Source organism: Roseivirga sp. 4D4, assembly GCF_001747095.1.
Taxonomy (GTDB): domain Bacteria; phylum Bacteroidota; class Bacteroidia; order Cytophagales; family Cyclobacteriaceae; genus Roseivirga.
In genome coordinates this window covers 2,548,220-2,568,088 of sequence record NZ_MDGP01000001.1, presented here as the reverse complement: position 1 = coordinate 2,568,088, position 19,869 = coordinate 2,548,220, and the positions used below count along the sequence as shown (strand labels likewise).

The following is a 19,869-nucleotide window of genomic DNA, read 5'->3' as shown; positions in this document are numbered from 1 at the left end:
CAATACATATACCAGTACGCCATGCCGGAAAGAAACCCTACTTTCTGTTGAATATTTGGGGTTTTGACGTTATCACACAACTTACGGATATTCCCAATATGGGATTGAACGTCATGAAAATGGAAGAATTAGGCGCTAATGAACCGCTATTTTATCCAGAATTATAAGCCCTTTGTGACTTTGATTAAATATGAGTTTCATAGACTTAATCGCAGTGATATCGAAATCTTCTAAGTTTAAAAACTTACTCAAATCAACGAAAAATGTATTGTAAACTGCCTCAGATCGTTTGGTGCTCTGAAGTTCTTTATTCTTCAGTACATCCACAGATAATTGTCTTTGAAGGTAACTATAATCGCTCAGTTTGAAACCTGTAGTATTGCCATTTACGTCCGCTAATTCTATGGTGAAGTCTAGAGGCTCAGGTGCCTTTTTCTCTTCGTCCTTATCGTCTTCTTCCTCTTTATCATCTTCTTCTTTGTCCTCAGTTTCTTCTTTCTCTTCTATGTCCTCGTTTTTTTTCTCCTCCTCATTGCCTTGCTCCTTCTTCTTTTTTTCCTCGTCTCGCTTTTTGTCAGGGTAAGTACTGCCTTTGGCTTCAGACATTTCGAAAGTCAAGTATGAGGATTGAGATGCATCTATACTTTCTTTAAAGACCACTTCATAACTGGCTGTGTCAGCTTCATATGCCAAGCTATCCCAACCAATATAAGCGGCTCTGGTGCCTCGATTTCCCCACTTCATACCCACAATTTGCTCTTTCCATACCGTGAGGTTTTTCGTCTTGATTTTACCTCCAGAAGAAGTTGTGGTCAAATCCAGATCTTCTTCAAAGTCGGCAAGGACTTTCCAATCTGAGTTCTCGTATTGATTCAAATAGATCGTTTCTGGTAACCATTTTTCACCAGCCCGATGATCTCTGAACAGCGATTCATATTCCTTTTTGCCTTGTAAACTGGCTTGCAGAAATGCACTGATATAAACCTGACCTATCTTCAATTGATCTTCCATAGGCATTAAGGCATCAACATTTAGGAGTGATCCGAAAGGAAATCCTGAGTCGCGATTTCCCCAGGTGGTATTGAATTGTCCATGATTGGCCCCATAAACATAAACGGCCGACTTGAAGTAATCCGAGGAGTCATTGAACTCTAGCCTTTCATATTGTCTTAATCCCGCGAAAGACTGAACGTCCCCATCATTTGCGCCATGGATTACCAAGTAATTGACATTTTCCAGTGGCGTACTGACATTACCAGGTCGATATTGTCCATCCACTGGCGCGATCGACACGACAGCTTTTATGTTAAAGTCGAAATCAAAGACCTGCTTGGCATCATCGGGGTAAAAGGGGAGTCGATTGAAAAAGCCGGCAACAGCAGCTGCCTCTCCACCTCTTGAATGCCCCATAACAGCCAGGTTTTCCATATCAACCTTTCCATTGAAAAGCCCTCCTTCGGTATTATTCCATTTTTTCCAGTACTTAAGATGTTCTAGTAGAAGCCATCCGCGGGCATCATTCTCTTCATTCAGGCCATCACCAATAAAATCTGTCCAACCACTGTTGATAAAGTTTTCATCCACACTGACCATGATCATTCCTTGACTTGCCAAAAGCTCACCTAAGTACTCATAGCCGGGGTCAGAAAAATCAAACATGCTGTGATTGCCATGTACAATAAGTGCTAAAGGGAATGGACCTTCACCTTTTGGGTACCAAACTCGCCCATTGATTGGGAGTGCCTTATCGTCAAAGCCCCAGTACCATGTTCTTAATTTTCCAGGCGTTGCTTTCCAACCAGAAAGTAGCCGGGAACCGTCTATAGAATCGGTAATAATGGTGGCATCAGACCCAAATTCGTCCCGATGCTTGTCTTTACCACTTCCATATGTCAGGTATTCCACTTCGTATGGCCCGGGTTCTGATGGATCCGGAAGTTGAATGTGTTCCGGTCGGTATTCTGATTTTTTAGCGGCATTGATATGTTCCACTTCGGGTTTAAAGCCTGTGTCAGCTAACCAAATAAGTCCCCATACCAAACCTGCAATTCCCAACAGGCTGCCTGTTGAAGCGACTATCTTTTGGAGTAGGGTTAATTCTGACCTTGTCTTTTTGGTGAGGGTGAAAATACCTGCGCCTAATGCTCCTGAGAAGACGACAACCAATACCGGGAATTTCCAACTCAAACTCCCCATACCAAAAACAAATGGCATTAAGAAAAAAGCTCCTGGTATGACCCAAAAAAGCCCTTTGTTCATGTTTTTGACAAGAAGGCGAGCAAGAAGGGCTCCGGCACCCATAAGAAAGGCAAGAATTATCCCTAATAGCACCATTGCTATGCCGAAATAGGTTTGTGGTTGCGTCACAAACATCATCATAGAGCCGATGATCCAAATAATGACAACCGTTGTGCCGATCGCTTTGCTGGCTCCTTTCCAGGCAACAGGGCCAGGATTAAGTTTCTTTAGAAATCCAACAATTGCTTTCCAGATTCTTTTAAAAAATTTGATCATCTTCTTGATGTGAGGTTGAATATTTCCTCATGAAGATAAACAAATGCTTAGGAATGCTTTATACAGTAGCGATGCACTTTAGCTCAATCGCAATAGGTGTCGGGAGACAATTGATTTCTACTGTGGTTCTGCATGGCTGGTTATCCTTGAAGTATTCAGCGTAAACTCGATTATAAGTCTTGAAGTCGTCCTTCATGTTTGTTAGGAAAACTGTAACGTCTACCAGTTTATCCCAGCTACTGCCTGAAGCCTCGAGTATCAATTTTACGTTATTGAAAACCGATCGGCATTGTGTTTCAATATCATAGTCAACAATATTTCCGGAGTCATCCAAAGTCACTCCGGGAATGTCTTTGGTTCCTCTTTCTCTTGGTCCGACACCCGATAAGAATAAGAGTTCTCCAACTCTTCTGGCATGAGGGTATAGGCCTACAGGTTCTGGTGCTTTCTGACTGTTGAATTTTTCACTCATAATAGGTTTTTAATCATCTCAATCCGGTAGTTCTTCAACTCATCTTTAGGCTTAATGTTATAGATTTCAAATCCATTTTTTATGGCAAAAATGAGCATCGCCTTATGTCTATTTAAGGTTTTGAATTTTATACATTCATAGCCTTCTTGCTTAGCCCAAGCTTCTTGTTTATCTGCAAGCGCCTGAGCAATGCCTTGTCTTCGGTATGCTGGGTTCACCCCACCAAGCCAACTGTAGAATGATCCATCATTTAATTTGTCGTAGCCTACTTTACAAGCCACTGGTTTCGAATCTATCTTCGCGATCAGTGCAAGATGCTTTGAATTTCTTATCCTGTCGGTATAATAGTCATCGTCACGCATTGGAGTAAACTCTGGAAGCGACCTTAACACCGCTATGGCTTCTAGAACTGAAGTTTCAACAATTTCAAGTTCCATTTCAGGAATTCATCAACTCTTCAATTTCTTCGACCTCAATTGGAATATTGCCCATCAAATTATGATGGCCGTCTTCGGTAATTATAATATCATCTTCAATTCTGATCCCGATATTCTCATCCGGTATGTATATGCCTGGCTCAACGGTGAATACCATGCCTGGTTTGAAATCGGTGTAAATACTGGCGACATCATGTACATCTAAACCAATGTGGTGAGAAGTACCATGCATAAAATACTTTTTATAGGCAGGCCAGGCAGGATCTTCATTCTTAACATCAGTCTGATCTATCAAACCAAGACCTAATAATTCCTTGGTCATGATATTGCCAACTTCCTGATGATAATCTGGTATGCTATTACCCGGTGTTAATAATGCTGTAGCCTCATTTTTAACCCTGAGGACAGCATTATAAACGTCTTTTTGTCTATCTGTAAATCGTCCATTTACCGGAATGGTGCGCGTCATGTCTGCATTATAATTGGCGTATTCAGCGCCTACATCCATAAGCAGTAAATCACCATCCTTAAGCTGATCTTTGTTTTCTATATAGTGTAGTACACAGGCATTTCCACCACCAGCAATTATCGGAGTGTAAGCAAAGCCTTTGGACTTATTTCTCACAAACTCATGCAGATATTCAGCCTCCACTTCGTATTCCCAAACCCCTGGTTTCACGTATTGCAGAATTCTTCGAAAGCCTTGATCGGTCAAATCACAAGCCGTTTGCATTAATTCAATTTCCCTTGCTTCCTTAACCGTTCTAAGATCATAGGCTATCGGTGCGAGGCGCTCAAATTCATAGTTGGCGTATTTTGCTCTGCACCATTTATTAAACCTGTCAGTTCGAGTTTCTACTTCTGAGCCATTGCGAATGTGCTCGTTATTATAGAGATAGATGTTATTAGTTTCTGCCAAAAGTGTGTTCAGCGTGCTTTCGAATTTGTCGTTCCACATAATGGTGGAAACCCCCGAGGTTTCGGTAGCTTCTTCCATGGTGTATTTGTGTCCTTCCCATATTGCGATCAATTCGCTGGTTTCTCTAAGGAAGAGTATTTCTCTCATCTTAGGATCAGGGAAATCAGGGGCAACAATCAAGATAGATTCCTCCTGATCTATGCCAGAAAAGTAAAGCAGGTTGCTGTTTTGGCGAAAGGTCATGGTGCCATCGGCATTGGTAGGCATAATATCATTAGAACAAATAATGGCGATAGAATTGGGCTTCATTTTCGCCTTTAATTTTTCTCTGTTCTTTATAAAAAGGTCTTTACCGATATGCTCGTATCTCATGGCGCTAAGTCTATAGTGATTCAACGAATTAAGCAGGAATTGACGAGAAAAGGAAGGCTTCTTTGAACTGTCAGTTTAAAACAGACACCAACTGCTTAGTGCTGATGTCGAAGCCACATTTAAAGTGACCTTTCGGGCAGGCTTTTTTGCCATGCAGTCCACAGGGTCGACATTCTAATTGTTCTTCTACTTGAACAATATGGCTTTCATCTGAAAGCGGACCGAAACCAAATTCTGGAATAGTAGAACAAAAGATGGCACAAGTTTTCGCGTTAATGGCAGAGGCCAGATGCATGGGAGCGCTGTCATTGACATAGTTCATTTCCGCATCCTTCATCAGGGCGGTAGACTGTAACAATGAGAGTTGGCCACAAAGGTTCTGGACATTCGAATGCCCTGACTTCTCCATAATTTCGTTGCACAAGTCTTTATCCAAAGGTGCCCCGAGCAGAAAAATATTGACTTGGAAGGCTAGGGCTTTTATAAGCTCGATCCATTTTTCTTTTGGAAACTGTTTGGTGAACCAAACCGAGGCTGGGGCCATGCAGATGTAGGGTTTTCCCTGCCATGGCTTTATGGCTTCAAAGTCTTGTGCCGATGGATAAAGTTTCGGTTTACAGTACTGGCTGTCCGTAAGTTTTCGAATTAGGTCATGATTTCTTTCCACTTCGTGAACTCCATTACCAATTTCATGAGGGATTTTTTCATCAAAAGCCCAGGAGAAGGGATTCTTGTCAAAACCGATTTTGAGTTTCGCCTTGGATAGGGCAGTGATGAGACCTGAGTTAGCAAATCGTTGAACATTTACGGCCAAATCATACCTGGTTTTACGAACCTTACCGATCAGTTTGAACAGGTTTCTATACTTTCCACCTGTTTTATTCCAGACAATTGTCTCCCTGATAAAGGGATGTCCGTTCATTAAACTCTCATTGCCTTTGCGGACAAGAAAGTCGATTTCTGCTTCCGGATATTTAGAATGTAACTTTTCTAGCAACCCCGTGGCTAAAATAACGTCTCCGATAAAGGCGGTTTGAATAACGAGTATTTGACGAATTGCCATTGACAGTGAATTCACTCAAATATAAAGGAATTGATTTTCCGAAAAATGTGTTCACTGTATTAGATCGAAACTTAGCATGCAACAAGCCACCATACTGATACCAGACATTAGCGGGTACACCAGCTTTATGACCAAAACGGAGTTGAGTCACAGCACGCATATTGTCAATGAGTTACTTCAGGTCATAGCCGATTCTGTTCAATCCAAATTTACCCTTGCAGAAATTGAAGGTGATGCGCTGCTAACCTATGCTAATGGAAGAGTATCAGAAGAAGAAATCGAGGCTATCTGTGCTGACGCTTTCAAGAACTTTCATTACTTCTTGAAGGTGATTGAAAGGGATAGTGTATGTCGGTGTGGGGCCTGTAACAATGCAAGTGACTTGTCTCTGAAGTTCATTGTACACTATGGAATGTTCGAAGAAATTAAGATAGCACAATTCACGAAACTCTCGGGACCGGATATGATCATTGCGCATCGTTTGATGAAAAACAGTGTGCCCTCCAAAGAATATATTCTTGTGACGGACGCCTATCAGTTTTCAGGCGAAGATTCTCTATTAAGTTGGGAAAGTACTGAGGACCACTACGATTTGATTGGGAGGGTGTCCTACCAGTATGCTTCAATCAGCCACTTGAAGAATGAGGTGTTAGATCCGGAAAGTGCTGAGGACTACTCTTCTGTTTTTGGTCTGGCCAGAGTGATGGACATAGAGATTGAAGCGTCATTGCAAGAGGTTCATGCTACACTAACTGACAATAACGAAAAGGTAAATTTTGTCGATGGCTTGATCGACCTGAAAATGGATTCAAGTATCAATCGCATTGGCAGTACACATATCTGCGAGTTTGATGGCGATACCTTCGATATAAAGACCTTGCAGGATGTTGGGGAGAATGATCAGATCGTTTATATTGAAAAGGCTCGCTCGCTCAATAGTGGTATGACTTTACTGACTTATTACGAGCTTAAGAAAACTGAGAACGGTACTAACTTATCTTTCAGGGCTTTGACGGGAGATCGGCAGCCAATCCCTGCAGAGTTTTCGGATATGATCTATGGCCAAGCTATGCATAACCTTGAGCGTATGAAAAGCTACATTGAAAAGCAGCAGGTGGCTTAGCAACAAAGCCAATTCTTTTCTCTTTCATGCCTATTAAATAATTATCTTTGCCGAATTGAGGAGACCCGGAGATGCTTGATTATAACCTATTTACACTGCCAAACGGCATCAGAATAGTTCACAAAGAAGTACCAAGTACTAAAATTGTTCATTGTGGCTTTGTGCTCGACATTGGGAGCAGAGATGAGCGCGAAGATCAATTGGGTATTGCTCATTTCTGGGAGCATATGGCCTTTAAGGGTACCAAGAAACGTAAGGCTTTCCATATTCTAAATCGACTCGATTCAGTTGGGGGTGAGCTCAATGCTTATACCACTAAAGAGAAGATTTGCTTCTATGCTTCGGCATTAGAAAAGCATATGGAAAGTGCTTTTGAGTTGCTTCAGGACATTACATTTGATTCAATTTTTCCAGAGAAGCAGATCGAAAACGAGCGTGGCGTCATTCTGGAAGAGATGTCACTATATCATGATAGTCCGGAAGATGCCATACAAGATGAGTTCGATGATGTGGTTTTTAAGGATCACCCTTTGGGCAAGAATATCTTAGGTACACCATCCAGTGTGAAATCCTTTCACCGAAAAGATTTTCAAGACTTTCTAAAAGCCAATATGAATACCGAAGGCATTGTTTTCTCTTGTGTTGGAAACGTTCCTTTAAAGCGAGTGAAAAAACTTGCGGAAAAGTATTTTGGAGCCATTCCCCATGTCAAAGCCGAAAGGCAACGCATCACCTTCGAAGGGTATACCCCAAGTTCGGAGGTTATCAAAAGAAATATCACACAGGCGCATTGTGCCATTGGTACAACTGCCTATGCTTTGAACGATAAGCGCAGACTGCCATTTTTCATGCTCATGAACATCTTGGGTGGTCCCGGAATGAATTCTCGTTTGAATTTAGCGCTAAGAGAGAAGTATGGTTTCGTCTATAATATAGAAGCAGCCTATCATCCGTATTCGGATACTGGACTGTTTGCCATTTTCTATGGTACAGAATTAAGCCAGGTAAAGCGAAGTAAAAAGTTGATTTCGAAAGAGCTCAAATTGCTAAGAGATAAGCGACTTGGTACCTTGCAATTACACAAGGCAAAGGAACAGCTGGTTGGGCAGTTGGCTATGGCGGAGGAAAACAATGCCAGCCTAATGCTCATGATGGGAAAGAGTATACTCGACCTCAATAAGGTGCATAGTCTGGAGAGCATTATTAAAAACATTCGATCGATTAGTGGTGAACTGCTTCAAGATATTGCCAATGAGTCACTCGTAGAAGATCAGATGAGTCACCTAACCTTTTTACCTAAGAATTAATGGAGTTTTTACCTGCCGATATTCAAGCTTATGTAGAAGCACATTCTGATGAGGAAACGGGCCTATTAGCCGAATTAAACAGAGAAACGCATACTAAGGTGATGATGCCGAGAATGCTTTCTGGCCATCTTCAAGGTAGAATGCTTTCTATGTTGAGTCATATGATTCAACCTAAGTGTATTCTTGAAATTGGTACCTATACAGGTTATTCAGCCATTTGCATGGCAGAAGGTTTAGCACCAGATGGTCAGCTCATTACCCTTGATATTAATGAGGAATTGGAAGGAATGGTAAGGGATTACTTCGATAAGGCTGGCCTCACCGAAAAGATTGACTATCGCATCGGAAATGCCATGGAATTAATTCCAGAAATAGACGCTGAATTGGACTTGGTGTTTATCGATGCTGACAAGAAAAATTACACGAATTACTTTAACTTAGTGTTCGATAAAGTCAGGTCTGGAGGATTCATTATAGCCGATAATGTGCTCTGGAGTGGCAAAGTAGTGCAGACAGAAAAGAAAACTGACAAGGACACACAAGCAATCTTAGATTTTAACCGTTTCGTTCAAGAAGACGATCGAGTTGAAAACGTACTGTTTCCAGTAAGAGATGGCTTGATGGTAATAAGAAAAAAATAGTGAGGCATCTCCTAGTGTCATTCATCATCCTAATGATGGCTTCGTTGAGCTCTTTAGCGCAAGCCCCAATGAATGTCCCCTCCCAAATAACCGTTGCTGGCGTCAAGCTCAAAATTAACAATGAGGCAAAGAAGGAAATAGCTGAAACCTTAGACTTGCTGGTAAGAAGCCAATACCACTTTCAGCTTAAAGCAGATCGGTCGAACCTCTATATGCATTTTGTGGAGAAAGTCTTGAAAGAGGAGGGCATTCCCGATGATTTTAAGTACCTGGCGATCCAGGAAGGAGAATTTATCTCAGATGCAGTGTCTACCTCTAATGCAGTGGGTTTTTGGCAGTTTAAGAAAGCTTCGGCACAAGAATTGGGACTTAGGGTCGATAATGTGGTGGATGAGCGTAAGCATATCATCGCTTCCACCATAGGTGCTACAAAGTATCTTAAGCGATCGAATTTTGTGTTTGACAATTGGGTCCTTTCCTTACAATCCTACCTCCAAGGACTTACGGGTACACAACGATCAGTTGCGGACAAACTTTATGGAGCCAAGTCCATGAATATTACCGGGAAGTCTCACTGGTATATCAAGAAATTTATTGCGCATAAACTAGCTTTTCAAGACTTCGTTGGCGAAGGACGAAAGCACCCTGAAGTGCGCCTCAATGAATTTGAAGGTAAGGGTAGAACGCTCAGACAGGTGAGTCAAGATGTTAGAGTAGACTATGACGAATTAAAGCGATTCAATAAATGGCTGAATCAATCAAGAATACCGGATGACAAGTCTTACATGGTGATTTACCCAGCTAAGGGTAAGCAACAAGTAATTGCGCAAAACAGGGATAAGCCGAAACCTACCAACAAGCCAAAAACCAATACTCGGGTGAATAATAGTAAGCGCCAACGACCAACTTCAGTACTGGCAGGTAATTCATTCAGGCCGCTAGAGGGAAATGTTGGGGTATACCCTAAGGTGACGGGCAATATCAGCCGAGCCTATGAGTCTGGTCAAATCAGAATGAATGGCATTCCTGCGATTAGAGCCAGAGCAGATGAGAATATTCAATCGCTCGCCAGGAGAACGGGAGTCAGCATAAACAAACTATCAAAGTTCAACGATATCAATTCCAAGAACCGCTTTAAAGGAGATGGCTACTACTACCTAAAGAATAAAAAGGCTAAAGGGAAAGTGCACTATCATGTCGTTCAGCAAGGAGAGACATTATGGTCTATTGCACAGGATTATGGCGTGCGCTTAAAGAAGCTGAGACAAAAGAATCGCATGGCTGAGGCGGAGGAACCCAAGGTGGGAAGAGTATTGTGGCTTCGTTTTATCAGACCGCAGAACATCCCGATTGAATATAGTAATGTGCTCAAAAGGCGAGATGAAGTCTCAGCGGAAGATCGCTTAATTACGGAAGTCTCTTTGGCCACTGCTGTGGAAGATAGAAGTAATGGAAGAAAGGTGGAAGAAGTAGCATCTCCTGAAGAGAATGAGGTTTTTGTACAACCCAAAACTGTTAAGCCTTTGGCGGAAACAGAGACGGAGACTATTGTGGTGCACAAAGTGAAAGCCAAAGAAACTTTCTTTGCAATATCTCGGATTTATGGCGTTGAGATTGACGATATATTGGCTTGGAATCAGTTGAGTATTCAAGATGGTTTAGAGGTCAATCAAGAGATCAAATTGTTGGTGCCGAAGGTGAAAGCTGAGATTATTGGTTTGAAAGAGCTAAGGCATGAGGTTAAGGCTGGTGAAACCCTCTGGTCAATTTCAAAACTTTATGATGTAACTGTTGAAGACATTATGAAGTGGAATAACAAAAAAAGTAACGAACTTTCCCCAGGAGACCAACTGAAAATTTTAAAGAGACCTTAGGAGTATTATTGATTTGAAACGCGCCAATTTTTGCTGGACACAGCGCTTTCTTCTTATTTTTTTATTGGGTGCCATCACATCAATGAACAGTTTTGCTCAAGAAAAGCCAGAGGACAAGGACACTACGACCACCGTCCCAGATAGCCTTATTTTTTGGAAAAAGGGAGCTAAACTCAACTTGACAGTACAACAAGTGGGCTTGACGAATTGGGCAGCTGGGGGTGAGTCTTCAGTCGCCATTGGAGGGGGAATAGATGGGTTTATCAATTACGAAAAAGACGAAATTCTCTGGGAGAATGCAGCGCAAATCGGCTATGGTGTAATTAGAAATGGTGGAGGGGGAAACCGCTTTGAAAAAACGGATGATCAAGTCCTACTATCGTCTAAGTACAGTCAGAAGTTTAGTGAGAAAGTGCTGATGACTTCGGCCATCAACTTCAGGACCCAAATGGATCGTGGTTATAAAATTGAGAACATTCCAAATTCTAGCGAGACTAGAAGAACACTGATCTCCAACTTTATGGCTCCTGGTTATTTACAGGCTTCGTTGGGCTTGACTTTTAGAGATAGTAAAAAAGGTTATACGGCAACTCTGGCACCCTTTACTGGTCGATTTACCTTTGTACTGAACGATTCCTTATCCAAGGCTGGAGCTTTTGGTATTACACCAAATGATAAGGTAAGGTCTGAGGCTGGGATAAGTTTGCGTGGAGGCTACCAGAAGGATATTATGGAGAATGTGAAGTTCCAGACAAATTTCAACTTGTTCTCTAACTATGAGAAGTTTCCTAACACCGTTGTGAATGTAGAAGCCGTGCTCAACCTTAAGGTGAACGACTTTATCCAATCCAATATCAGTACCCAGCTGATATATGACGATGATGTAATCGTCACCCGATCCGATGGCAGTCAGGGGAGGGACTTGCAAATCAAGAATGTGATCAATGTGGGCTTTGTGCTCGGTTTCTAATCCAATTCAACTTCTCCCTTTATGAAGGGGAGACACAGAGGGGTTGCTTTCTTAGACTATATCACTTCGTCACCCTGAGCGTAGCGAAGGATCTTATCCTCAATGATAGATTCTTCGCTGTGCTCAGAAAAAGAAAAGAGGGTTGATTAGAAGATTACTTCGAGCTGCGCTCTCGTAATGACGAGCCTTTTAGAATGATTATTGACTATCAACTTCTGCCCTTTTCAAGGGGAGACACAGAGGGGTTGTTCCCAAAACCTTATGGCTTCGTCATCCTGAACGCAGTGAAGGATCTTATGCTTTATCTTAGATTCTTCGCTGCACTCAGAAAAAGAAATAGGGTAGATCAGAAGATTACGTCAAGTCGCACTCTCGCAATGACGAGCCTTTTAGAATGATTATTGACTATCAACTTCTCCCCCTTTTCAAGGGGAGACACAGAGGGGTTGTTCCCAAAACCTTATGGCTTCGTCATCCTGAACGCAGTGAAGGATCTTATGCTTTATCTTAGATTCTTCGCTGCACTCAGAAAAAGAAATAGGGTAGATCAGAAGATTACGTCAAGTCGCACTCTCGTAATGACGGGCCTTTTGGAATTAATATTGACTATCAACTTCTCCCCTTTTGAAGGGGAGATACAGAGGGGTTGTACTCACAGACCTTATCGTTTGGCCATCCTTAGCGCAGCAAAGGATCTTATACTCAATATTAGATTCTTCGCTTTGCTCAGAAAAAGAAAAGGGGGTTGATCAGAAGGTTACCTCGAGCTGCACTCTCGTAATGACGGTAGTATTAAAACTCTGGATCAAGACCTAGTTTTTCCTGTAAGTCTTTTAAAGCAGGGTATTTATTCTTTAAGAATTCGAACTTCTCACGATCGGTATAGAGCATTTTCTCTTGAGCAATCTCCACCACATTAGACTGGAGAGAGATATGGTCATTCTTGAGAGAATTTCTCAAATGCTGAAGGAGCTCAGATCTAAATTTTTCGAAACTTGAGACCAATGCTTCATTTGGTATAGAAATGATCACTTTGGTGCCCTCTAGTTGATAAGGGTTTTTAAGTACTTCCTGATCGAGGTTTTGAAAATTCCCTTTTGTTAGAAAGTCTTGCCACACCACCTCAAAGGCTTCAGGGGTAAAAGATGTATCTCTTAAGTCGACTTTTTCTTCTTCTTGCTCAGCTTCCTCTTCCTTGGGTTTGTTGATTTCTTGTTTTAAGGCATTCAGGTCAGTAGGTACTGACATAGTTTTAGAAGGTGACTTTCTAATACTAGGCCTTTTAGCAACAGGGATTGCAGGTTTCTCAGTAGCAGGAGCCACAGATTCTGCTTCAGTAACAGGAGGTGTCTCAGGTTCGTCCTGCTGAGGTTCATCATGAGCGGTTGGTAATGGAGGCGCTTCTTCTTTTTTTGGAGCAGGAGCAGGAGCAGGAGCAGGAGCAGGAGCAGGAGCAGGAGGTGCCTCTGTTTTTATTTCTGGTTTTGCTGGCGCTTCAGCCGGTTCAGTTAGAGTTTTTTTTTTGATGAGTCACCATTGGCGCTCACTTGGGCTAGCGAAAGTGCTGAATTGAGATGGGCCATTTTAACTAAGGCCAACTCTACATGCAGTCGTTGGTTCTTACTCGCCTTGTAATTGATGTCGCATTGACTGGCAATATTTAAAGCCGTCAGCAAGAAGGATAGCGGGATCTGATTAGCCTGTTCCGTATACCTTGCCTTTACGCTATCTGATACTTCGAGAAGTTCGACCGTTGCATTGTCCTTGCAGACCATTAGGTCACGCAAATGGCTGCTTAGACCCACAATGAAATTGTGTCCATCGAAACCTTTCTTTAGGATCTCATCGAAAATGAGTAGTGTATTGGTAGTATTCTCAGTGAAGAGGGCTTCGGTCATTCTGAAATAGTAATCATAATCCAGAATGTGAAGGTTATCAATCGTATCCTTGTAGGTAACCTTCTGTCCTTTGGAGAAAGTAACGATCAGGTCGAAAAGAGACAATGCATCACGCATGGCACCATCTGCCTTTTGTGAGATCAGATTAAGTGCTTCCTCTTCAACTTCAATGCCTTCCTTTTCGGCAATCATCTTCAATTGATCGGCAATATTTTTTACTTCAATTCTATTGAAGTCGAAAATCTGACAACGAGAAAGAATGGTCGGGATAACCTTATGCTTTTCTGTGGTAGCCAAAATAAAGATGGCATACGAAGGAGGCTCTTCCAGGGTCTTCAAAAATGCATTGAAGGCCTGGTTAGATAGCATGTGCACCTCATCTATGATGTATACTTTGAACTTTCCTTGTTGAGGAGGGTAGCGGACCTGTTCAATCAAATTTCGGATATCATCTACCGAGTTATTTGAAGCAGCATCCAGTTCATAGATGTTGAAAGTATCATTACCCATTAAAGGGTTTTCAATGGTCTGCTCGTTGATCAATCGGGCCACAATCCGGGCGCAAGTGGTTTTACCCACACCTCTTGGTCCACAGAACAAGAGTGCTTGGGCCAATTGGTTGTTGTCAATGGCGTTTTTAAGGGTTGTAGTGATGTGTTCTTGTCCCACCACTTCCTCAAAGCCAACAGGTCTGTATTTCCTAGCCGAGACAACGAAGTTTTCCATTGCCGCAAGATATAAATCTTAAGGAAGATGTTGAATGTTCTTTGTTCAAAGTTTTTCAAAGGACGGATGTGAACCAAAAAGCCCTTACCTTTGTATCAAACACCGGAGCCTAGGCGAAGGTGTTTATTTGTCTACATCTACGCCAAGGCTGCGATGTTTTGCATGGGGCCGACTGGAATTGACAGTAGGTGAAATGCGAGTGTAAGCATGTCGGGAGTTGTTCGTATTTCCCGTAAATAAAACGATCATACTTTATAAATGGCGAAAGACAATACGCCCTTGCTGCCTAATTAGTATTAGATAGCAATGTGTCTCGCTGACCCCCTGTTCTGCCGGGTCGGCAACCGAGGCATCAACTGCGGAACTGGCGCTTGCGGAGTTGTGACGTAAGCGTAAGACTAATCGCATCTAAGGTTTGAATCAGGGTGGCTGCTGTCCTTATCAAACTCGAAAATTAATCAGCAAATAAGCATGTAGAAGGCACTTAGTGTTCCTTATCTGGACGAGGGTTCGATCCCCTCCGGCTCCACAAAAAAGACCACCAAAAGGTGGTTTTTTTGTTACGCCTTCAGGGGCTGCCTTGCAGGCTGGCTATTCGTTAAATTCTTCCACCGGAAGAATTCTTAACGCTCATCCCTCCTCCGGCTCCAAAAACTGGCACTGGTTTTGAGGCCTTTTTGGTGTTTAAAATCCTAACACCACATACATGAAAAAAATATCTATTATCATGCTGATGCTATTAGGCTTTCAAGCTTACGCTCAGCTTCCAGGGTTAAAAAAAGAAGAAGTTACCACCCCAGATTCTTTGTATGTCAAAGATGTCGGAGTTTATCCAGTGAGACATGTGAGAACGACTCAATATGAGTATCACTACTACCTCCTCACTGGCGATGATACCACTACCTTGAGAAAAACACTAAGGGCCAGAGTCGAAAAGTTGGTAAAAGCACCCCGAATCAATGAGAAGGTAAGTGTGTTAGATAAAAATGCTTTAATAGGCAAGGAAATTATTATTCAAGTGATTCCATTCTCACCCGCCCTGAGTCGCTATTGGCAAGTACTGATCGATGATGGAATCAATCGTCCCTATATACTGGCAGATGAAGAAGATAATCGGGTCAAAATGCGCTCTGATATATCCATAGTCAATCATTTTATGAGTCGAGGCTGGAAACTGGAACAGATGCAAAACCTGGTATCTGAGGAGTACGGTTACGCCACTGAGTTTTTAGGAGGAGTCTACCAGAGAAACGTTAGGTTTTCAAACAATGTCTATTACTTCAAGGCGGTGTATGAGGGGAAATGACTTAGAATTCTCTATATAATTTAAGGCATAGATAAGCAGGTCTGGGCCTGCTTTTTTTATTGTTGTTCTTAACTACTTTTTCAGATTTGCTCCAATATGTTAATACACCTCTTAAACAATTCAGGGTGTCCTTGATCCATAAGTTTGAGCATATCCGCTTTTTCGGAGAGGTAAACTTTGGCAAAGCTTTTATCATGTTCCGTAATAGACTCTGAATTATTGATCAAATCCGCATATTTGACGGTTTGGGCTATATAGCTAATGTTTCCGAGTCGTTCGGCTTCCTTCTCTTTCCGAGCCTTTCTGTTTAAATCAGGATATGCCTCGTGGGTGAACTGGTCAGTTAGGTCAAGCACTCCGGCAATGATAAAGGCTGCTTTTTCATTCTGATATCCGCAGGCTATAAGTTTTTCACTTAAATCACTTTCTGTGCACTCGGTATCTTCCAAGAGGTCATGGCATAAAGCGATTTCTATTCCAGAGGGTTCGTACTCCGCAACTATTTCCGCAACAGCATAAACATGGTGCCAATAAGGCTCGTGGGTATATTTCCTTTTCTGGTCGGTATGGCATGCTTTCACAAATTCGAGAAGCAGGCTTTGTTTATCGTCTAACCTCATGATTCGAAAGGTCATGATTTTTTTCTTTTTTTAAATCTTAAAAGCATCATTCTTAGCGAGGACTCTCGGTTTTACTTTTTGGAGCGAAAAACCTACCTTAATTTCTACACACAAACAACACACATATGCTCTTAAAAATTGGTTCTCAAGGCCAGCAAGTGAAAGACTGGCAGAATTTTCTCAACACAGAAGGACTTAATGCAGGTGCGGCCGATGGTATTTTCGGGTCGGGCACGGCAGCGGCTACTAAAGGCTTTCAATCGGCCCATGGACTTTCAGCAGATGGAATGGCCGGTAATAATACCATTGCTGCGGCTCAAGCCCTAGGCTTTCAGTTTACAGCAAGCGTATTTCCACCCGTGGGTAATATCAATGCGGTGGTCGATATTTCTCACTTTCAATCTAATGTCGACTTTGCTAAAGTGAAAGCAGATGGACTCTTGGGGGTAATCCATAAAGCCACGCAAGGAGCTAGTTATACCGACCCTGAATATGTATCCAAGAGAGTTGCCGCAGGGCAGGAAGAATTGCTTTGGGGTGCTTACCACTTTGGTACGGCTCAGGATGTAGGTACACAAGTATCCCACTTCTTGCAAGTGGCAGCAGCCGATGCCAATACCCTTCTGGTCCTAGACTGGGAAGAAAATGGTATTGCCTCTCAGGGAACAATGACCTTGGCCCAAGCGGTAGAATTTGTAGAGCGGGTGAAAGACGCTGTGGGTCGTTATCCCGTGTTATATGGTGGCAGCCTGATCAAACAGTCAGTTGGCGGGGGTAATAGTGTGCTGAGTCAATGCCCCTTGTGGTTGGCACAGTACAGTGCTAATCCAAGCCTGCCTGCCGGCTGGTCTAAGTATACCATGTGGCAATATACCGATGGTGTCCATGGACCAGAACCACATAGCGTCAATGGAATCGGCAATTGTGATCGCGATGTTTTCGCGGGTACCGCCAGTGAATTGAAGTCCTTCTGGAAGAGTGGATTATAAATGATTCCGTCACTCTGAATGTCTTGATGATTATCTAGACCGAAAGAGTTCCTATATCAATTCCTGTTTTCTAATATGGCAATTTCACCCTTTGCGTTCATGCCATTCCTGAGCGAATGGCATGAATCATAACATTAGGGCTTATCTAAACCTAAACTGTTTCATTTAAGGTTACATCGATACCCACAACCGTACTTGCCGTCATGGTGACATCCAAGTCGGAACTGTAGCCTCCATTGTCATCAAAAGGAAAAGCATAGCCTCTTCCATCTATTGTAGGTATATCAGTTCCAAGGTTGCCGTTGTGGAAATAATAGGAGTACATATTCCAAGCACCATCAGGTGTATTCTTGTTCATTGGATAGAAGTTTGAGAAGAGCAGGATGCCAGCATTAAAGGGTTGAAATGGCATTGGCGATTTTAGGATAATGCTACTCTTGTCACTGTTGACATAGTAGACTTCCATGGGTTGTGAAAATTCTGAAGTAGTGGTCATCTGCATACCAACCTCAATGTCGGTATTATCTTTCCCTAAGTCATTGGTGAATTTCACGGAAGCCGTTGGTTTATTAGGATCTAGAAATTGAAGAGTAGCATACCTGTCACTTAACACGTTTCCATAAGAAAATGAAATTTCGGCAGTCACAGCAGAGATATTAACAGCATTGTACCAATTGATGGTAAGGGTTGAAGTAGCACTATCAAAACTTAATCCGGTGGCATAGTTAGCAGGTGTACCATTCTTTTTAAAGGTTGCCGTACCTGCAGCATCAATTGTGAAGGTTTGTATTAAAGTGCCGGAGAGGTACAGATTTCCGCTGATGGTTTCAACGGGAATGCCAGTACCTACCGGATTGCCTAAGCTGAACTTGGTCATCGCACCAGGTGTTGAAGTAGGTGCAGCAGGTGCAGTAGCTGGAACGGATGTCAACTTAGATAGATCTATTGGATCGAGTCCGTCATGCGTGATGTAGCCCAGTTTGAGCTGTAGATTGTTGTTTCCAGACCCGGTATTTGGAGAGATACCTCGGTTCAACATGGTTACCAACTGGTTTTCTATATTACCCAGAACCGTGGCATCTTGAAGCTTGTTATTTGAAGAGGCATGATATGCCCAGCTTTGGTAGGAACTATCCGCAAATGTACCTGCACAACCTAAAGCCATTTGGGTAGCAGGAGATACAATGTTAATGTCTCCCAATGGTCCACCATCGGTTGCCGGTATGTTTGCTCCCCAACTATGCTTAAACCAAACGGGTGGTGCTGGAGGATTTCTCTTGGTCAATGCATTACCTCCCGGTGCGCTCACGCAGTTCGTAGAGAAGTAAGGATAGAAGACTTGGTAAACATTGGTTTCACCAGCCGCCAGACCAGGTACCTTTGTCAAGACATTTGAGGCATCATCATAACGGTAACCTGTTCCCTTAAATTGAAAGACGCAGTATTTCGTTCCGACATTACCATTGATATCCGGAAGACTGTCAGGCAGTACAAAGTCAGTGATGACCTCACCTTCATAAACCTCAGTACCACTATTGGTGCCGTTGGCTACCATATATAGTTTGTGTGTCTTATAGTATGTAAACATCTGGTGGATTGCATCATCCATACTGTTAATGATGGCATCAGAATGCTTTTCGTAAAACCATAGTTGAACGCCAGTTATATTAACAAATTCACCCGTAGTACTTTCGAGTGTAAGCTGATTAGAAGCAACTGATTTTACTGTTGCGCCAGGAGGCACACCTGGCCCTGAGGCTACCCATCCAGTGATGGCTCCAAAGTTCTGATTTGCTGTGGTGAGTGTGAAGGTAGCCGTATTGGGTGTACCAGTAGCAGCATTACTAACATCACCTTTGAATTGGTTCGGCACAATCAAAGTATCAATAAGATGTTGAGGACCGATTAAGCGATGAGACGCTGGAACCGCAGGTTTTGCTGGGGTACTTCCCTTTGCAGGAACGGCTGCTCTGGCGGGAATTGGTTGTGCACAGTTTTTATATGGGGCAAAAGCTGTATTGCCACAAAGTGCATTGAAATTTGAGATCACTGTGGATCTTTTCGTACCTGCTTTAATGCCCGTACCATTAGGGAAATTGGTATCTCCAGGAGTGACCTGAACAGTAATCGGCATACCAAATTGATCGATCTGTGTAGTATCTAAGTTGACTTCCTCATTTCCTTTGATGGTCAGTTCTACAAAATCGAAAATAAACGGTGCCGTGGGTGAGGGGCCATTGATAGAACCTAATACGCCATTGGTGCTTGTTATTTGTACCGCAGATGCAGAGTCACTGAAATACATTCTACCCGATTTCAACTTTTGCGACTGATCAATGAAAAAAGCGTACTCTCCATTTTGTTTGAGTGAAGCTAAACTAATAGATGGTGCATCGGTAGTAGTTGCCTTACCAGTCGTAGAACTCGGAGGTGATGCAATACTGGCTTTTCGATCTGTTTTAGAGATTTGATAAATCTCGGTTTGGCTTTGCAGAAATATGTAAAGCTCGTTTTCATTGATTTTTGAGTTGTTAGTAATGGTCACTTTGATGTAACCGGGGATGGTCTGTGGAGTGCTCATGGTTTAGTATTAAATAGTACTATGTGTTTTGAATTGAAAACTACCAATCCCTGATGG

Annotated in this window: 17 protein-coding genes and 1 other RNA gene; 9 read left to right on the top strand and 9 right to left on the bottom strand. The window is 42.5% G+C overall.

All coding sequences use genetic code 11. The annotated features are described in order from the left end of the window. Nucleotides 1–135: 135 nt before the first annotated feature. The 5 genes from BFP97_RS11335 to BFP97_RS11315 form a co-directional block, all read right to left on the bottom strand. Nucleotides 136–2,514: a hypothetical protein gene (locus BFP97_RS11335; protein ID WP_069842529.1), complete on the bottom strand. Its 2,379-nt coding sequence runs from the start codon at nucleotides 2,512–2,514 to the stop codon at nucleotides 136–138. 58 nt (nucleotides 2,515–2,572) lie between these two features. Then, nucleotides 2,573–2,986 carry a RidA family protein gene (locus BFP97_RS11330; RefSeq protein WP_069842528.1) on the bottom strand — a complete coding sequence of 138 codons (414 nt, stop codon included), beginning with the start codon at nucleotides 2,984–2,986 and terminating at the stop codon, nucleotides 2,573–2,575. Next, complete coding sequence (locus BFP97_RS11325) at nucleotides 2,983–3,423, bottom strand: GNAT family N-acetyltransferase (protein WP_069842527.1); 441 nt, start codon at nucleotides 3,421–3,423, stop codon at nucleotides 2,983–2,985. Before BFP97_RS11325 ends, BFP97_RS11330 begins: the two co-directional genes overlap by 4 nt. 1 nt (nucleotide 3,424) lies before the next feature. After that, complete coding sequence (locus tag BFP97_RS11320) at nucleotides 3,425–4,714, bottom strand: aminopeptidase P family protein (RefSeq protein ID WP_069842526.1); 1,290 nt, start codon at nucleotides 4,712–4,714, stop codon at nucleotides 3,425–3,427. A gap of 70 nt (nucleotides 4,715–4,784) precedes the next feature. Continuing rightward, nucleotides 4,785–5,777, bottom strand: a complete 993-nt coding sequence (locus BFP97_RS11315; protein ID WP_069842525.1) for a glycosyltransferase family 9 protein — start codon at nucleotides 5,775–5,777, stop codon at nucleotides 4,785–4,787. A 76-nt stretch (nucleotides 5,778–5,853) separates the two neighbouring features. Between BFP97_RS11315 and BFP97_RS11310 the strand changes: the two genes are divergently transcribed. The 5 genes from BFP97_RS11310 to BFP97_RS11290 all read left to right on the top strand — a co-directional run bounded on the left by BFP97_RS11310 (nucleotide 5,854) and on the right by BFP97_RS11290 (nucleotide 11,692). Continuing rightward, nucleotides 5,854–6,900, top strand: a complete 1,047-nt coding sequence (locus tag BFP97_RS11310; protein WP_069842524.1) for a DUF2652 domain-containing protein — start codon at nucleotides 5,854–5,856, stop codon at nucleotides 6,898–6,900. Between the two features lie 71 nt (nucleotides 6,901–6,971). Further along, on the top strand, nucleotides 6,972–8,207 hold the full coding sequence (locus BFP97_RS11305; RefSeq protein ID WP_069842523.1) for a M16 family metallopeptidase: 1,236 nt from the start codon (nucleotides 6,972–6,974) through the stop codon (nucleotides 8,205–8,207). After that, nucleotides 8,207–8,848 (top strand): O-methyltransferase, encoded by a 642-nt coding sequence (locus BFP97_RS11300; protein WP_069842522.1) that lies wholly within the window; start codon nucleotides 8,207–8,209, stop codon nucleotides 8,846–8,848. The genes BFP97_RS11305 and BFP97_RS11300 overlap by 1 nt, the downstream gene beginning before the upstream one ends. A 14-nt stretch (nucleotides 8,849–8,862) precedes the next feature. Then, the gene (locus BFP97_RS11295; protein WP_139135278.1) at nucleotides 8,863–10,722 is read left to right on the top strand and encodes a LysM peptidoglycan-binding domain-containing protein; all 1,860 of its coding nucleotides are present in this window, start codon (nucleotides 8,863–8,865) and stop codon (nucleotides 10,720–10,722) included. A gap of 82 nt (nucleotides 10,723–10,804) precedes the next feature. After that, nucleotides 10,805–11,692 carry a DUF3078 domain-containing protein gene (locus tag BFP97_RS11290; protein WP_069842520.1) on the top strand — a complete coding sequence of 296 codons (888 nt, stop codon included), beginning with the start codon at nucleotides 10,805–10,807 and terminating at the stop codon, nucleotides 11,690–11,692. Between the two features lie 792 nt (nucleotides 11,693–12,484). Here BFP97_RS11290 and BFP97_RS11275 read toward each other — a convergent pair. After that, nucleotides 12,485–12,940: a hypothetical protein gene (locus tag BFP97_RS11275; protein ID WP_069842517.1), complete on the bottom strand. Its 456-nt coding sequence runs from the start codon at nucleotides 12,938–12,940 to the stop codon at nucleotides 12,485–12,487. Nucleotides 12,941–13,083: 143 nt separating this feature from the next. Between BFP97_RS11275 and BFP97_RS20840 the strand changes: the two genes are divergently transcribed. Then, nucleotides 13,084–13,218: a hypothetical protein gene (locus BFP97_RS20840; RefSeq protein WP_255399445.1), complete on the top strand. Its 135-nt coding sequence runs from the start codon at nucleotides 13,084–13,086 to the stop codon at nucleotides 13,216–13,218. On the opposite strand, the gene dnaX is transcribed toward BFP97_RS20840, so the two are convergent. Next, nucleotides 13,201–14,316, bottom strand: coding sequence for a DNA polymerase III subunit gamma/tau (gene dnaX / locus BFP97_RS11270; RefSeq protein WP_069842516.1), 1,116 nt, complete (start codon nucleotides 14,314–14,316; stop codon nucleotides 13,201–13,203). The two genes, BFP97_RS20840 and dnaX, sit on opposite strands and share 18 nt — an antisense overlap. Before the next feature lie 164 nt (nucleotides 14,317–14,480). Here dnaX and ssrA point away from each other — a divergent pair. Further along, nucleotides 14,481–14,848: a transfer-messenger RNA gene (gene ssrA, locus BFP97_RS11265) on the top strand. A 174-nt stretch (nucleotides 14,849–15,022) separates the two neighbouring features. Then, nucleotides 15,023–15,622 (top strand): hypothetical protein, encoded by a 600-nt coding sequence (locus BFP97_RS11260; RefSeq protein WP_069842515.1) that lies wholly within the window; start codon nucleotides 15,023–15,025, stop codon nucleotides 15,620–15,622. An 80-nt stretch (nucleotides 15,623–15,702) separates the two neighbouring features. Here BFP97_RS11260 and BFP97_RS11255 read toward each other — a convergent pair whose 3' ends face one another. Further along, complete coding sequence (locus BFP97_RS11255; protein ID WP_139135277.1) at nucleotides 15,703–16,257, bottom strand: HD domain-containing protein; 555 nt, start codon at nucleotides 16,255–16,257, stop codon at nucleotides 15,703–15,705. 110 nt (nucleotides 16,258–16,367) lie between these two features. On the opposite strand from BFP97_RS11255, the gene BFP97_RS11250 reads away from it, so the two are divergent. Further along, on the top strand, nucleotides 16,368–17,231 hold the full coding sequence (locus tag BFP97_RS11250; RefSeq protein WP_170827454.1) for a GH25 family lysozyme: 864 nt from the start codon (nucleotides 16,368–16,370) through the stop codon (nucleotides 17,229–17,231). A gap of 151 nt (nucleotides 17,232–17,382) precedes the next feature. Here BFP97_RS11250 and BFP97_RS11245 read toward each other — a convergent pair whose 3' ends face one another. Beyond that, on the bottom strand, nucleotides 17,383–19,812 hold the full coding sequence (locus tag BFP97_RS11245) for a beta-1,3-glucanase family protein (protein WP_069842514.1): 2,430 nt from the start codon (nucleotides 19,810–19,812) through the stop codon (nucleotides 17,383–17,385). Nucleotides 19,813–19,869 lie beyond the last annotated feature (57 nt).